The 14,285-nt window shown below is 69.2% G+C and carries 19 protein-coding genes; 6 read left to right on the forward strand and 13 right to left on the reverse strand.

The features are described from left to right. Positions 1-194: 194 nt before the first annotated feature. Entirely contained in the window at positions 195-620 is a 426-nt protein-coding gene (locus ACSQ2B_RS04540) for a hypothetical protein (protein WP_436047733.1), read from the reverse strand. A 229-nt stretch (positions 621-849) separates the two neighbouring features. On the opposite strand from ACSQ2B_RS04540, the gene ACSQ2B_RS04545 reads away from it, so the two are divergent. Next, a complete protein-coding gene (locus ACSQ2B_RS04545; protein WP_436047735.1) occupies positions 850-1,701 on the forward strand; it encodes a retroviral-like aspartic protease family protein in 852 nt (283 codons plus the stop codon). A 4-nt stretch (positions 1,702-1,705) separates the two neighbouring features. Here ACSQ2B_RS04545 and ACSQ2B_RS04550 read toward each other — a convergent pair whose 3' ends face one another. The 9 genes from ACSQ2B_RS04550 to glyA form a co-directional block, all read right to left on the reverse strand. Next, positions 1,706-2,209, reverse strand: a complete 504-nt coding sequence (locus ACSQ2B_RS04550; protein ID WP_436047736.1) for an isoprenylcysteine carboxyl methyltransferase family protein — start codon at positions 2,207-2,209, stop codon at positions 1,706-1,708. Next, positions 2,206-3,255 (reverse strand): type III polyketide synthase, encoded by a 1,050-nt coding sequence (locus ACSQ2B_RS04555; protein ID WP_436047737.1) that lies wholly within the window; start codon positions 3,253-3,255, stop codon positions 2,206-2,208. Before ACSQ2B_RS04555 ends, ACSQ2B_RS04550 begins: the two co-directional genes overlap by 4 nt. 62 nt (positions 3,256-3,317) lie before the next feature. Beyond that, positions 3,318-4,265 (reverse strand): thiamine-phosphate kinase, encoded by a 948-nt coding sequence (thiL, locus tag ACSQ2B_RS04560; protein WP_436047738.1) that lies wholly within the window; start codon positions 4,263-4,265, stop codon positions 3,318-3,320. Further along, positions 4,252-4,701, reverse strand: a complete 450-nt coding sequence (gene nusB / locus ACSQ2B_RS04565) for a transcription antitermination factor NusB (RefSeq protein WP_436047740.1) — start codon at positions 4,699-4,701, stop codon at positions 4,252-4,254. The genes thiL and nusB overlap by 14 nt, the downstream gene beginning before the upstream one ends. Beyond that, positions 4,698-5,165 carry a 6,7-dimethyl-8-ribityllumazine synthase gene (gene ribH / locus ACSQ2B_RS04570; protein ID WP_436047742.1) on the reverse strand — a complete coding sequence of 156 codons (468 nt, stop codon included), beginning with the start codon at positions 5,163-5,165 and terminating at the stop codon, positions 4,698-4,700. Before ribH ends, nusB begins: the two co-directional genes overlap by 4 nt. Positions 5,166-5,203: 38 nt before the next feature. Then, complete coding sequence (locus ACSQ2B_RS04575) at positions 5,204-5,794, reverse strand: riboflavin synthase (protein ID WP_436047744.1); 591 nt, start codon at positions 5,792-5,794, stop codon at positions 5,204-5,206. Beyond that, positions 5,795-6,448: a RibD family protein gene (locus tag ACSQ2B_RS04580; protein ID WP_436047746.1), complete on the reverse strand. Its 654-nt coding sequence runs from the start codon at positions 6,446-6,448 to the stop codon at positions 5,795-5,797. A gap of 1 nt (position 6,449) precedes the next feature. Further along, entirely contained in the window at positions 6,450-6,923 is a 474-nt protein-coding gene (gene nrdR, locus ACSQ2B_RS04585) for a transcriptional regulator NrdR (protein ID WP_436047748.1), read from the reverse strand. 32 nt (positions 6,924-6,955) lie between these two features. Continuing rightward, positions 6,956-8,245, reverse strand: coding sequence for a serine hydroxymethyltransferase (gene glyA, locus ACSQ2B_RS04590; protein WP_436049581.1), 1,290 nt, complete (start codon positions 8,243-8,245; stop codon positions 6,956-6,958). 212 nt (positions 8,246-8,457) lie between these two features. On the opposite strand from glyA, the gene ACSQ2B_RS04595 reads away from it, so the two are divergent. Both ACSQ2B_RS04595 and ACSQ2B_RS04600 read left to right on the forward strand, forming a co-directional pair. Continuing rightward, positions 8,458-8,889 carry a MucR family transcriptional regulator gene (locus tag ACSQ2B_RS04595; RefSeq protein ID WP_436047750.1) on the forward strand — a complete coding sequence of 144 codons (432 nt, stop codon included), beginning with the start codon at positions 8,458-8,460 and terminating at the stop codon, positions 8,887-8,889. Further along, complete coding sequence (locus ACSQ2B_RS04600; RefSeq protein ID WP_436047752.1) at positions 8,889-9,134, forward strand: hypothetical protein; 246 nt, start codon at positions 8,889-8,891, stop codon at positions 9,132-9,134. Before ACSQ2B_RS04595 ends, ACSQ2B_RS04600 begins: the two co-directional genes overlap by 1 nt. 30 nt (positions 9,135-9,164) lie before the next feature. On the opposite strand, the gene hemA is transcribed toward ACSQ2B_RS04600, so the two are convergent. The 3 genes from hemA to ACSQ2B_RS04615 all read right to left on the reverse strand — a co-directional run bounded on the left by hemA (position 9,165) and on the right by ACSQ2B_RS04615 (position 11,339). Continuing rightward, the gene (gene hemA, locus ACSQ2B_RS04605; protein WP_436047754.1) at positions 9,165-10,394 is read right to left on the reverse strand and encodes a 5-aminolevulinate synthase; all 1,230 of its coding nucleotides are present in this window, start codon (positions 10,392-10,394) and stop codon (positions 9,165-9,167) included. A gap of 82 nt (positions 10,395-10,476) precedes the next feature. After that, entirely contained in the window at positions 10,477-10,947 is a 471-nt protein-coding gene (locus ACSQ2B_RS04610) for a group III truncated hemoglobin (RefSeq protein ID WP_436047756.1), read from the reverse strand. A gap of 38 nt (positions 10,948-10,985) precedes the next feature. Further along, on the reverse strand, positions 10,986-11,339 hold the full coding sequence (locus ACSQ2B_RS04615; protein WP_436047758.1) for a c-type cytochrome: 354 nt from the start codon (positions 11,337-11,339) through the stop codon (positions 10,986-10,988). Between the two features lie 286 nt (positions 11,340-11,625). Between ACSQ2B_RS04615 and ACSQ2B_RS04620 the strand changes: the two genes are divergently transcribed. The 3 genes from ACSQ2B_RS04620 (at position 11,626) to ACSQ2B_RS04630 (ending at position 14,285) form a co-directional block, all read left to right on the forward strand. Beyond that, positions 11,626-11,865: a hypothetical protein gene (locus ACSQ2B_RS04620; RefSeq protein WP_436047760.1), complete on the forward strand. Its 240-nt coding sequence runs from the start codon at positions 11,626-11,628 to the stop codon at positions 11,863-11,865. Positions 11,866-11,944: 79 nt separating this feature from the next. After that, positions 11,945-12,646, forward strand: a complete 702-nt coding sequence (locus tag ACSQ2B_RS04625) for a hypothetical protein (protein WP_436047762.1) — start codon at positions 11,945-11,947, stop codon at positions 12,644-12,646. 139 nt (positions 12,647-12,785) lie between these two features. Beyond that, entirely contained in the window at positions 12,786-14,285 is a 1,500-nt protein-coding gene (locus ACSQ2B_RS04630; RefSeq protein WP_436047764.1) for a replicative DNA helicase, read from the forward strand.

The following is a 14,285-nucleotide window of genomic DNA, read 5'->3' on the forward strand; positions in this document are numbered from 1 at the left end:
GCGGGGGCGGGTCCTGCCGCAGTCGAAAGCGGCCGAATCCTAGATTTCCCGCCCCGGTTTCCCTAGTGCCGGCGCTCTTCTTGTTGGCGCGCCCGCTTATTAACGGGCCGGAGGGTGCCAAGGATCGCCGACGCACGCAATGGTTGGCGCATCATTGCTCGGCAAGCCGTGGTCTGCGCGCGGACCAAGCTTGGTCAGGCCTTGGGGCGCGCCCGCCGGCTGGAGACCTGAGACGTCACCGTCACCGAGCGGACCACGTTGGGACCGAAGATCACCGCCGAGGATCGCATCAGCGAAGCGGTCAGCCTGGCCACGTCGATCTTCTGGAGGTCGCTCGGCACGGTGAACGGGGTGGCGTGGGCCGCGCGCACCACGGCGTCGCGGAGAAAAGGCTCCTTGGCGCGCCAGCGATTGGTGTCGGCGCCGCTGGCGAGGTTCAACCGCACCGAGACGAAGACATAGTTCGCCAGCTGGCCGTCGACGATGATCGGCAGGGCCATCGGCTGCAGGTCGACGTACTGGCCCACCTGCTTGCTGGCCGCAGCGCCCTCTTCGGCCGCCGCCGGCGCGGCGGCGAGCAGCAGAAGCGGCAGGGCGAAGCTCAGGAGGCGGCGAAGCATGGCGCAACCCTAGCCCGGACAGGTTTCCGTCGCGTTGAGGCCGCGCGCGAGCGCAGACAGGCGAACCGTGGTATCCTTCGCCGCCCTGGGAGGAGGCTGGCGCATGTCGCCGTCACGCCGTCACGCGATTGAGATGCTGCTTGCATCCGCAGCTGGCTTGGCCGCGCCCCCGGCCTGGTCCACCGCCACGCCGCTCAGGCCGGAAACGACAGGCCCCGTCGCGCAGGCCATGACGCCGCGCCCGGCTGATTCCGCGCCATTGGCGGACGGCCTGGTGGACGGCGCCAGCGACCCCTTCGATCGTCTCACCGTCCCGGTGACGCTGAACGGCCACGGCCCCTACCCCTTCATGGTCGACACCGGCGCGAACATCTCCTGCGTCGCCCGGCGGCTGGCCGACGCCCTGGCCCTGCCGGTCCGGCCGTCGCGTCCCGTACACACCATGGTCGGCGTGCGGTCGCAGCCGCTGGCCTTCATCGATGAACTGACGGTCGGTCGCCAGACGCGCCGCGGCATGGCCGCGCTCGCCCTGGAGCTCGACGACCCGCGGCTCGGCGGCGTCCTGGCCGTGGACTGGCTGCAGAACCTGCGGCTGACCCTCGACTTCACGCGCAACAGCCTGGAGCTGGCGGACTCCCGACACGACTTCACCCGTCCCGGACGCGTCATCGTCCAGGCGCGCCGCCGGCTCGGCCAGCTGACCATTGTCGACGCCGAGCTCGGCGAGAAGCGGATCAGCTGCCTGATCGACTCGGGCTCCGAGGCCAGCCTGTGCAACGCCCCGCTGCGCCGGATGATCGAGCGCCGCCGCAGCTCGCGCGATCCTCGCCAGATGGTGCAGATGGTCTCGATCCTGGGCGAGCCGTTCGCTGGCGAACTGCTCTACCTGCCCTTCCTGCGCCTCGGCGGGCTCGAGCTCGGAAACGTGCCGGTGGTGCACGCCGACACCCACGCCTTCCGGATCTGGGGCGTGGCGGAGATCCCGGCGGTGCTGCTCGGCATGGACCTGTTGCGCCAGTTCCGCGCCGTCTCGCTGGACTACGGCCGCTCCCAGGTGCGATTCGACCTGCACCCCGCCTAGCGGTTCACCCCTCATGCGCCTGGGCGGAGCGCAGCGCGGCGTTCTCCGCCGAGATCCGCACCCAGAGGACCGAGGCGTTGAGCAGCGAAAACACCAGGGCGTAGAGCGGCATGGCGAAGGTCAGCGGCAAGACCGCGATCTCGCCGACCACCACCAGGTAATTGGGATGCGAGACCAGCCGGTAGGGGCCGCGGCGGACCAAGGTCTCGCCGGGAACGGTCAGGATCCGGGTCGTCCAGCGCTCGGCGAGCACCGCGATGGTCCAAACGCGCAGGATCTGCAGGACGGCGTAGACCGCCAGCCAGCCGAGGTTGGCGGGACGGTCCCAGGCGAGCGCCCAGAGGCCGCCGAGCCAGGCGGCGTGCAGACCGACGATCAGCGGATAGTGCTCCGCGCCGGTCTCCTTGGCGCCGCGCGCCAGCAACCTGCGGGTGTTGCGCCGGGCGAGCGCCAGCTCGCCCAGCCGCTGGGCGGTGACGAAGGCGAGGATCAGGATCGAGGCGATCATGCCGCCTGCAGGGTGGCCGTGCTGGCGGTGAAGCCCGGCCCAAGCGCCGTCAGCACCGAGCGGGGCGGCAGGCCCGCGCGGCGGGCGCGGTCCAGCACATAGAGCGCCGTCGGCGACGACATATTGCCGTGGTCGGCCAGCACCGCACGCTCGTGATCCAGCGCCCCCTGGCCGAGGTCCAACGCGGCCTCGAGCGCTTCGATCACCTTGGTTCCGCCGGGATGGCAGAGGAAGCGGTCGACCTCCCCGAAGGCCACGTCCTGCCGGGCCAGCATCTGCGCCATCGCCGGCCGCAGCTTCGTACGAACAAACGGCGGGATCGACTGGGCGAAGATCACGCCCAGGCCATGCGGGTCGACCCGCCAGCCCATGATGTCGAGGGTATCGCGCCAGGTATGCTCCGCCGCGCTGGTGATCTGGGCGAAGCCGCCCTCCCCGGCCTGCAGCACGCAGGCCGCCGCGCCGTCGCCGAACAGGGCCGTGGCGACGATGTCCGCTTTCGACGGATGCTCCAGCCGGAAGGACACGCTGCAGAGCTCGAGGCACACCACCAGCGCCCGGGCGCCGGGCTCGGCGGCCGCCAGCCTGGCCGCCAGCGCCAGGCCCGTCACCCCGCCCGCGCAGCCCAGGCCGAAGACGGGTATCCGCAAGGCATCGGTGCGAAAGCCGAGCGCGCCGGCGCAACGGGCCTCCAGGCTCGGCGTGGCGATGCCCGAGGTGGAGACCGTGACCAGGATGTCGACATCGCCGCCCGTCAATCCCGCCTCGTCAAGGGCGCGGCGCACGACCGCCTCGTACAGGGCCGTCGCCGCTTCGACATAGGCCGCATTCCGCTCGGCCCAGTCGTGAGGCTCGAAATACCATTCGAGCGGCATCGCCATCTGACGGGTGCGGATGCCCACCGCGTCGAACACCGGGGCCATGCGCTCGAACTGCGGAAACCGGTCTCCGAAGAGGATCCGCGCGGCCGCAAGGGCGTCCTTCTGCGGCAGTTCGTGCGGCGGCGACGCCGTCGCCAGCGACAGCAGTCCGACAGGCGAGGCCATCTATGTCTCCTGGCGCCGCTCCACAGCGCTCATGGGTGAATGCCTGTGCCGTGCGATTCGGTTCAAATATGCCGCCAGCCGCCCTGGCCCGCGTCCACCAGCCGACCGGCGGCGCGCACCTCGACCCCGTCGCCGGCGATCACCTCGCCGATCACCGCAAAGCCCGCGGGCTTGGCCTGGCCGGCGCGGATGGTGCAGACCACCTCATAGTCGTCGCCGCCGGTGCCGAGGCGGATCAGCGCCTCCTGCGGGTCTGGCTGCTGTTCGAGCCAGGTGGCGGCGGCGCGCGACAGCGGCAGCTGGTCGAGGTCGAGGATCAAGCCTACGCCGCTGGCCTTGGCGATATGGCCGGCGTCGGCGACCAGTCCGTCCGAGACGTCCGCCGAGGCGGTCGCCCAGGCGCGCAGCGGCTTGCGCAGGTCCAGCCTCGGCTGCGGCAAGCGATAGCGGAAGGCCAGGAAGCCCTCGGCGTCGGCGATCGCCCCCTGGACGGCGGCGAGCCCCAGGGCGCCGTCGCCGATGGTGCCGCTCACCAGCAGCTGATCGCCCGGCCGGGCGCCGGCGCGCCGCACCATCCGCCCGTGCGGGACCCAGCCCATGGCGGTCAGGCTGGCGGTGAACGGCCCGTCGGTGACGACCGTATCGCCGCCCAGCAGGTGCAGGTCGTAGCTTTCCAGGTCGGCGGCCAGGCCCATGGCGAAGCGTTCGCGCTGGCGGACGTCGAAATGGCTCGGCCAAGCCACGGCGAGAAAACAGCCGAACGGCTCGGCCGCCTTTGCGGCGAGGTCCGAGAGATTGACCCGCAGCAGCTTGCGGGCGATCAGATCCGGCGCCTCGCCACGCGGAAAGTGCACGCCCTCGACGAGGGCGTCCTTGGTTACGACGAGATCGTAGCCGGGGCGCGAGGGGATCACGGCCGCGTCGTCCAAAAGGTCGAACGCGCCCGGCGCCCCCCGGGTCAGCGGCCGGAAGAGGCGTTCGATCTCGTCGAATTCATCAGCGCCGGACATCCTGTGCCACACCGTCGAGCGCCCCATTGACGAAGCCGGGCTCCGGGCCCTCGAAGAAGGATTTAGCGAGCTCGACATACTCGTCGATCACCACCTCGGTGGGCACGTCGGCCCGGTGGGTGAGCTCGTAGGCGCCGGCCCGCAGGATGGCGCGCACCGTGGCGTCGATCCGTTCCAGCCGCCAGTTCTGAGCGAGCCGTTTGGACACCGCCTTGTCGACCTCGCCCTGGTGGGCGACCACGCCGCGCACCAGATCGGCGAAGAAGGGCTCGTCGGCGCCGGCCAGGGTCATGTCGTCGACGCCGCGATCGAAGCGGTGCTCGCCGAACTCGCGGATGACCGCCTCGGCGCCGACGCTGGAGACTTCCATCTGATAGAGCGCCTGGACGGCGGCCAGCCGGGCCACCGAACGCGCCTGCCGCGCGGGGCCGGTCATGAGCGAGCGCCCTGGAACTGCTGCTTCAGGGCGATCATGGTCAGCGCCGCGCGCGCCGCCCCGCCCCCCTTGTCGCCTTCGCTCACCCGCGCACGCGCCCAGGCCTGGTCCTCGTCTTCGACGGTGAGCACGCCATTGCCGATCGACAGCCCCTCGCGGACCGTCAGGTCCATGATGCCCCGGGCGGATTCGTTGGAGACGATCTCGAAATGGTAGGTCTCGCCACGGATCACCGCGCCCAGCGCGACATAGCCGTCGTAGGGGTCGCTGCCCGTCGGACGGCGCGCGCCCTCCTCGGCCACGGCGATCGCGCCGGGAATCTCCAGCGCGCCCGGGACGGTGACCACGTCATAGGCCGCGCCGAAGGACTCCAGGGCGTCGACCGCCCCGCGCAGCAGCTCGTCCGCCAGGTCCGAATAGAACCTGGCCTCGACGATCAGGACGCGGATCTTGGTGTCGCTCATCTTCAGGGGCCGTCCTTGAAACGAATGTCGCCGACGCTTTAGGCCGTTTCGCGCCAGCGGGCGAGATAGCGCGCGAGCATATCGATCTCGAGATTGACCCGCGCCCCCGGCGCGAGCGCGCCGAGCGTCGTAACCTCCCAGGTGTGCGGGATGAGATTGAGGCCGAAGACGTCGTCCTCCACCTCGTTCACCGTCAGCGAGACGCCCTCGACCGTGATCGAGCCCTTGGGCGCGATGAAGCGATGCAGCGGCCGCGGCGCGCGGATCCGGACCCGGTGGGAGCCGCCCTCCGCCTCCACCGAGATCACCTCGCCTATGCCGTCGACATGGCCCGAGACGATATGGCCGCCGAGCTCGTCGCCCACCCGCGCGGCGCGCTCCAGGTTGACCCGGCGCCCTTCGGTCCAGTCGCAGAGCGTCGTCACCTCCAGGGTCTCGCCGGAAACCTCGACGGCGAACCAGCCCTCGCCCTTCTCCACCACGGTCAGGCAGCAGCCGGCGTGGGCGATGGAGGCGCCGATCTCGATCGTCGCCACGTCATAGGCGGTCTCGATCTCGAACCTGCGGTCGCGGTTGGTGTCGCGGACCGCGCGGACGCGGCCGACGTCGGTGACGATGCCGGTGAACATTCAGACCCTCTCGTAGCGTTCCCAGAGATCGACGCCCACGTCGCGGACCTCGCTGCGGCGAAACTGCGGGGCGTCGGCGAGGCCGGCGAGCGCCAGAGCGCCCACCGCCGGCCGGCCTTCTCCGCCGATGACGATCGGCGCACGAAACCATTCGATCCGGTCCACCAGGCCGCAGCGCAGGAAGCTCGCCGCCACCTGGCCGCCGCCCTCGACGAACAGCCGATGCAGGCCCTCCGCCGCTAGCCTCTCCATCACGGCCTTCAGCTCCGGTCGGTCCTCTCCGACTGCGCGGACCTGCAGGACCCTGACGCCGGCGTCGACCAGCAGCGGCTCAGGCGGGGTGGTCGAAACCACATAGGTGGGAATCTCGCGCGCGGTGGCGACCAGCTTGCAGACGGGCGAAAGCCGCTGGCGGCTGTCCAGCACCACCCGGGCGGGCTGGCGGCCGTTGTAGCCGGGCAGACGCACGGTGAGCTCGGGATCGTCGGCGAGCGCGGTCTCCGCCCCCACCAGCACCGCGTCGTACTCGGCCCGCAGGCGGTGGACGGCCTCGCGCGAGGCCTCGGAGGTGATCCACCTGCTCTCGCCGGACGCGGTGGCGATGCGGCCGTCCAGCGACGAGGCCAGCTTCAGGGTGACGCAAGCGCCCGACACCCTAGGTCTCGGTCTGCTCGGTCTCGCTCAGGCCTTCTTCGCCGAGGAACCGGGCGAAGTCCTGGGTCTCGCGGAAGTCACGATAGACCGAGGCGTAGCGGACATAGGCCACGTCATCGAGCTGCTTCAGCTGCTTCATCACCAGCTCGCCGACCGCCGAGGACGGCAGCTCGGTCTCGCCCATGCTCTCCAGCTGGCGCACGATGGTCGAGATCATCCGCTCGATCCGCTCGGGATCCACCGGCCGCTTGCGGGTGGCGATCGCGATCGAACGCGCCAATTTATCGCGTTCAAACGGCGTGCGCCGACCCGACCGCTTCAGGATGGTCAGCTCGCGCAGCTGCACCCGCTCGAAGGTCGTGAAGCGGCCCCCGCAATCGGGACAAAGCCGCCGACGCCGGATCGCCGCGCCGTCTTCCGACGAGCGCGAATCCTTTACCTGGCTGTCTTCACTGCCGCAGAACGGGCAACGCATGATCTGGCCCTCCCGCGGTTCCCATACCGCTATTAGCTGTAGATGGGGAACCGTTTCGTCAGCGCCAGAACCTCCGAGCGGACCTTGGCCTCGACCGCCGAGTTGTCGCCGCCGGCCGCAACCCCGTCCAGCACCTCGCCGATCCACTTGCCGATCTGGCGGAATTCGCCGACGCCGAAGCCGCGGGTGGTGCCCGCCGGCGAGCCGACGCGCAGGCCCGAGGTCTGCATCGGCGGCAGCGGGTCGAAGGGAATGCCGTTCTTGTTGGTGGTGATGCCGGCGCGTTCCAGGGCGATCTCGGCGTCGGCCCCGTTCACGCCTTTCGGCGTCAGGTCGACCAGCATGAGGTGGCTGTCGGTGCCGTTGGAGACGATCTTGAAGCCGGCCGCCTGCAGGCTGTCGGCGAGCGCGCGGGCGTTCTCCACCACTTGGCGGGCGTAGAGCTTGAACTCCGGCCGCAGGGCTTCGCCGAAGGCCGCGGCCTTGGCCGCCACGACGTGCATCAGCGGTCCGCCCTGCAGGCCGGGGAAGACGGCGCTGTCGATCTTCCTGGCCAGCTTCTTGTCGTTGGTCATCACCATGCCGCCGCGCGGACCGCGCAGGGTCTTGTGGGTGGTGGTGGTCACGACATGGGCGTGCGGGAACGGATTGGGATATTCGCCCCCGACGATCAGCCCCGCATAGTGGGCGACGTCGGCCATCAGGACAGCCTCGACCTTGTCGGCGATCTCGCGGAAGCGGGCGAAGTCGATATGCCGCGAATAGGCCGAGCCGCCGCAGATGATCACCTTCGGCTTCTCGGCCAGGGCGACCTCCTCGGCCTGGTCGTAGTCGATCAGGTGATCCTGGGCGCGGACGCCGTAGTGGACCGGCCGGAACCACTTGCCGGATTGGTTGACGTTCTTGCCGTGGGTCAGGTGGCCGCCCGAGGCCAGGTCCATGCCCATGAAGGTGTCGCCCGGCGCCATGGTGGCCATGAACACCGCCTGGTTCGCCTGGCTGCCGGAGTGCGGCTGGACGTTGGCGTAGTCGCAGCCGAACAGCTGCTTGGCGCGCTCGATGGCCAGGCGCTCGGCCTCGTCGACCACTTCGCAGCCGCCGTAGTAGCGCTTGCCCGGATAGCCTTCGGCGTACTTGTTGGTGAGCACCGAGCCCTGGACCTCCAGCACCGCCTTCGAGACGATATTCTCGGAGGCGATCAGCTCGATCTGGTCCTGCTGACGCTTCATTTCACCCTGCAGAACCTTGGCGAGGTCCGGATCGGTCTCGCCGACGCCGCGGGTGAAGAATTCGTCGGCGGAGGACTGGGCTTGCACGTGCAGGGTCAAGGCGGCGCCTTTCCGAGGGCATTTTAGGGAACAGGACGGGCGGAAGCCGCTCTTTAACCGGTTGCGGCCGCGGTTCCAACGCCTGAGCGCATCGGCCGCACCGCTTCGCGAGGAACCAACGCCGAAGCAACCGCGTTGCGGTTGTAATCCGGGGCGTCGCCACGCACGCGGCCCGGTTCCATGAATGTGTGGAAAAGGGGGACTGAATGAGCGTTGGACCCGACCCCGACGGCCGCTCTCCGGAAGAGATACTGCGCCTCGGGGCCGAGATTGTGGCGGCCTACGTGAGCCGCAATGCTGTCTCCGCCGAAGCCGTTCCGGATATCATCCGCACCGTGCATCACGCCCTTGAGGGGCTTTCCCGCGTCGCGCCGCCGCCGATCGAGGAGCGGCCCAAGGCCGCCGTGCCGATCTCGAAATCCGTCCAGCACGACTTCATCGTCTGCCTCGAGGACGGTAAGAAGCTCAAGATGCTGAAGCGCTACCTGCGGTCGCGTTACGACCTGAGCCCGGACGACTACCGGCGTCGCTGGGGCCTCCCCGCAGACTATCCGATGGTCGCGCCCGCCTACGCGGCGCGTCGATCGGACTTCGCCAAACAGATCGGCCTGGGCCGCGGCGTACGGAGACGCAAATAATGTCCTCCCTGCGCGCGCCAGGCCTCAGGCCGTTCAACGAAAGCGGTTACGAAATCCTCGATCACGACCTGCTGACCACCGGCGAGGTGGTGATCTGGTCGGTCGACCCCCTGCCCCCGGATATCGGCGCGACCTTCACCCTGGAGAGCCATGGCGCGATGCACGAGGTCCAGGTCGAGGTGCTCACCACCTTCAAGGGCGGCTGGAGCGCGCGCTGCAAGCTTTACGGCCTGATCGCCGGCTGAGGGCGTCTCTTCCCTCGCAGGACGCCGCGGCTAGGCGGCGATCCCGCCCATGCGGGCGACGTTGCAGCGGACCCAGAGGGCTTCCATGGCCGCGACCAGGTCGTCCATCATCGCGTCGGTGTGGCCGGGCGACGGCGTGAAGCGCAGCCGCTCGGTCCCCTTCGGCACCGTCGGATAGTTGATCGGCTGGACGTAGACCCCGTGGTCCGACAGCAGGATGTCCGAGATCAGCTTGCAGTGATGCGCATCGCCCACCAGCACCGGGACGATGTGGCTGGCCGAGGCCATCACCGGCAGGCCCGCCTGGGCGAACCGCGCCTTCAGCGTCGCGGCCCGCGCCTGGTGCGCCACGCGCACCTCATTGTGGTCCTTCAGCCAGCGGATCGAGGCCGCCGCCCCGGCCGCCAGCGCCGGCGGCAGCGAGGTGGTGAAGATGAAGCCGTCGGCGTAGCTGCGGATGGCGTCGACGATCACCGCGTCGGCGGCGATATAGCCGCCCATCACCCCGAACGCCTTGCCCAGGGTGCCTTCGACGATGTCGATCTCGCCCATCACCCCGTCGCGCTCGGCCACGCCCGCGCCGCGGGGGCCGTACATGCCCACCGCATGCACCTCGTCGAGGTAGGTCATCGCGCCGTATTTTTTGGCCAGCGCCACCGTGGCCGGCAGGTCGGCGATGTCGCCGTCCATCGAATAGACGCTCTCGAAGGCGATCAGCTTGGGCGCGTCGGCCGGGGCTTCGCGCAGCAGCTCCTCGAGATGCTCAAGGTCGTTGTGGCGGAACACCCGCCGCTGCGCCTTCGGGCCCAGCCGGATGCCGCTGATCATCGAATTGTGGTTCAGCGCGTCGGAGAAGACGATCAGACCCGGCAGGATCTTGAACAGGGTCGACAGCGTCGCCTCGTTGGAGACGTAGCCCGAGGTGAACAGCAGCGCGGCTTCCTTGCCGTGCAGGTCCGCCAGCTCGCGCTCAAGCTCCACGTGATAGTGGGTGGTGCCCGAGATGTTCCGCGTGCCCCCGGAGCCCGCGCCGGCCTCTTCCAAAGCCCGCTGCATGGCGTCCAGCACCACCGGATTCTGGCCCTGGCCGAGATAGTCGTTCGAGCACCAGACCACGACCTCCGCCGTCGTCCCGTCGCCACGCGTCCAGGTCGCCCGCGGGAAATCCCCGCGGTGGCGCTTCAGGTCCGCAAACACACGATAGCGGCCCTCGCCCCGGACCTTGTCCAAAGCAACCCGGAAGGCGTCTCTGTAATCCATCTCACTGACCTTGAGGTCCTGGTTCGGACCGGGATGTGTGTTGCAGATAGGGTGTCTCGTCCTTGGCGACACCTCGGGACCGTTACGTAGGCTTCCGCGGGAGCGTGAGCATGCGCCGCGCGCGCGGCGACGGCGGCTCGCCGCGACCGACCGAAATCCCCAGTTGCAGGCTCTCGCCGATCTGGTCGGCCTTGGCGCGGAACAGCGCCGCCGCCTCCGGCGGGCAGACCTCGCCCGCGGTCTCGTGGAAGAGCCGGAGCCAGGGGACGAAGTGGGCCGGGGTGACGTCCGACAGCCGGGCGTGGGCCGCCATGGGCTGGCCCTTGAAGCGGCCGCTCATCAGCAGGACCGAGGACCAGAAGTCGCACAGCTTGGCCAGGTGCTCGTCCCAGTCGGCGACCTCACGGTTGAAGATCGGCCCGAGCGTCGGGTCCTGCCGGACCTTGGCGTAGAAGGCGTGCACCAGCCGCTGGATCATCGCTTCGTCGACGCCTGCGGCGAGGCCGGGCCCGATGCGGCGGGATGGGGTTGTGGGCGTTTCGGTCATCGGCATGAGATCGCATCGCCGCCGAAGATCGCAAGGCCTGCCGCTCAGGTCACGCTGCGCGGCGCCACCGAGCGGATATAGGCCGCCACCGCGCGAATTTCCCCAGGCGTCATATAGATGGGCGGCATCTGCGCATGCCCGCGCGACGCGATGGCGGACAGGTCCGCCTTCAGCGCCGCGCCCGGCAGCCGCTCGGCGAGCGTGCGGAACGGCGGCGACAGCGGATTAGGGCTCAGTCCCCGGACGCCGACCGCATGGCAGCCGGCGCAGGCGCGACGGACGAAGATGTGGCCCGCCTCGGCCCGGCTGCGCCAGGGGCGCCAGTCCTGCGCCCCGCCGACGCTCGCGCAACCGGCAGAGAGCGTCGCGAGCACCAGGACCAGGACAAAACGACGCATCGGAATCTCCTGCAGATTCGAGGCTGCGCCGCAGGTGTACGCCCTGTCGCCTCCGGACCACTACCTAGGGAGACGCCCGGAATTCCCGGCAAGCGGCGTCTGGCGGAGGCTGAGTGCGACGAAATGGAGCCCTCACATGTTCGCCCAAACGATTTATCTCGGTCTGGTGATCGCAGCCTTCGCCCTGTTCGCCGTCAGCCTCCTGGCGACGAGCCTCTGGGCCCGGCCCGGCCGCAAACCACCCAAGGCCTAAGGCCTTCGACCGTATTTTTCTCGAAAGGGCGCCATGTCCCTCTCCAGCTACTCCGACGTCTTCTCGATCCGCCACGAGCGCGAGTATGACGAAGAGATCCTCGCCGGCGACCTCGTCCGTTCGGGAACGAACCTGTTCCCGCACTTCGAGGTGATCGCCGTGCACGGCGACATGGCCTGGGTGCGCAACGTGCAGAACGGAGCCGATCAGCTCGCTCCGCTGTCGCGCTGCCGCAAGATCCAGTCCGAAGCCCTGGCGCTCGCGGCGCAATAGACTTCCGCCGCCCTGCGGCGGATATTTTCCCTTATCGGCCCGTTAAGTTAAGCTACCTTCCTGTCGATCGGAGGTGGTGATGACGGAGCCTGCCCGCCCGAGCGTTACCTCGCAGCAGGCGATCTCCCGCCTGCTCACGACGGTCTGGATGGCGATCGCCCTCGGCGTCGCCTTGCAGGTCCTGGTGCTTGCGACCCGCACCGCCGCAGGCGCGCCGTGGCCCGGGTTGAAATGGCTGCCGGACCTGCTGAACGGGGTCACCTGGGCGGTCTTCGTCTGCGCCGGCGTGGTGCTGGGCTCCGTCGCCGCGCGCGCTCGCAGCGCCGCCATGGGCGCGCTCGGTCTGATCTCGGCGCCCCTGGGGTTCAGCGCGGCCAAGGGCCTGCAGCGCGGTCTGCAGAGTCTGATGGAGGCGCCGGTGGACAAGATCACCCCGGCCGTCTACGCGCTCTGCTCGGTGAAGACGGTGGAATATGCCTGCCTTGGCGCCGTGCTCGGCTGGCTTCTCAGCCGGCCGCAGGCCAGCGCCCGAGGCTTCGCTCTGGCCGGGCTCGCCGTCGGCGTCGTCTTCGGCGGCGTCAACATCTGGATCACCGCCCACCTCGCCAAGGCGAAGTTTCCGGCGCTCGCCGGCGCCGTGGTCAACGAATTGATGTTCCCGATCGGCTGCGCCCTGGTGATCTATATGGCGACCTCCGCTGCGCGACACATTTCCATCCTCGCCCCGGGTGAAGTCGGCCTCGACGACCCCGCAGGCGCCGCCGGCGTCCCGCTCGCCTGACCACCCGTTCTGATTGCATCTTCCGTCACGACGCCCGGCCGGCCGCTTGTCCACAGCCTGGGGTGAAGTATGTGGACAGGTGGCCCCAGGCCGGGATGCCGCAGTGAACACACGCCGGCCGTTAGGCTAACGGTAACATATGGCAATCGTCCCGGCGCTCGACCTCCGCTCCGTCTCCAACGACATCACGATCCAGCACGTCCCCGCCAACGTCGAGGCCGAGCAGGCGCTGCTGGGCGCCATCCTCTATGACAACGGCGCCTTCGAGCGGATCGGCGACTTCCTCAACGAGCAGCATTTCTACGAGCCGTTCCACCAGCGGCTGTTCACCGCGATCGAAACCAACATCCGCAAGGGCCAGCTGGCCGAGCCCATCCTGTTCGCCGAACAGTTCGCCCGGGATCCGGGTTTCGAAGAGCTCGGCGGGGTGCGCTACCTGGCCGACCTGGTGGACCGGGCGCCGCCGGCCGCCAACGCCCCGGACTACGCCCGCGCCGTCTATGACCTGGCGCTGCGCCGGGAGCTGATCCGCATCGGCGGCGACATCGCCGCGATGGCGCAGAAGGGTGACGCGGACCTCACCGCCCGCGACCAGATCGAACAGGCTGAACAGAAGCTGTTCAGCCTCGCCGAGACCGGCGGCGTCTCACAGGGCTTCGTCACCTTCGCCGACGCCCTGCACGGCGCCGTGGCCATGGCGGCTGAGGCGCATGGCCGCGACGGCGGCCTGGCCGGCGTCTCGACCGGCCTGATCGACCTCGACCAGAAGATCGGCGGCCTGCACCCGTCCGACCTGGTGATCCTGGCCGCGCGCCCCTCGATGGGGAAGACCTCGCTGGCCTGTAACATCGCCTTCGACGTCGCCCGCAACTACGCCTGGGAGCCGCAGCCCGACGGAACGCGCAAGACCGTCCGCGGCGGAGTCGTCGCCTTCTATTCGCTGGAAATGAGCGCCGAGCAGCTGGCGATGCGCCTGCTCGCCGAAGTCTCCGGCGTCTCGGGCGACCGGCTGCGCAAGGGCGAGATCGACGCCATGGAGTTCGGCCGCATCCGCGACGCGGCCCTCGAGATCCAGGAAGCGCCGCTCTACATCGACGCCACCGGCGGCCTCTCGATCGCCAAGCTGACCGCCCGGGCGCGGCGCCTGAAGCGGATGGTCGGCCTCGACCTGGTCATCGTCGACTATCTGCAGCTGATCACCGGCGGCGGCTCCGGGTCCGACAACCGGGTGCAGGAAGTCTCGATGATCACCCAGTCCCTTAAGGCCCTGGCCAAGGAGCTGGCGGTGCCGGTCATCGCCCTGTCGCAGCTCTCCCGCCAGGTCGAGAACCGCGAGGACAAGAAGCCCCAGCTGTCCGACCTGCGGGAATCCGGCTCGATCGAGCAGGACGCCGACATGGTCATGTTCGTCTATCGCGAAAGCTACTATCTGAGCCGTCTGGAGCCGCGCGAAAATACGGAAGAGCACTTCAAGTGGCAGGAACAGTTGGACCAGGTGAAGGGCTTGGCCGAGATCATCATCGGCAAGCAGCGGCACGGTCCGATCGGGACCGTGAAGCTGGCGTTCAATGAGGACATCACCAAGTTCGGCAACCTCGCCCGCGACCACCACGCCCGCTTCCACCAGAGCGAAGAGTAA

Source organism: Phenylobacterium sp. LjRoot225, assembly GCF_964252855.1.
Taxonomy (GTDB): Bacteria; Pseudomonadota; Alphaproteobacteria; order Caulobacterales; family Caulobacteraceae; genus Phenylobacterium.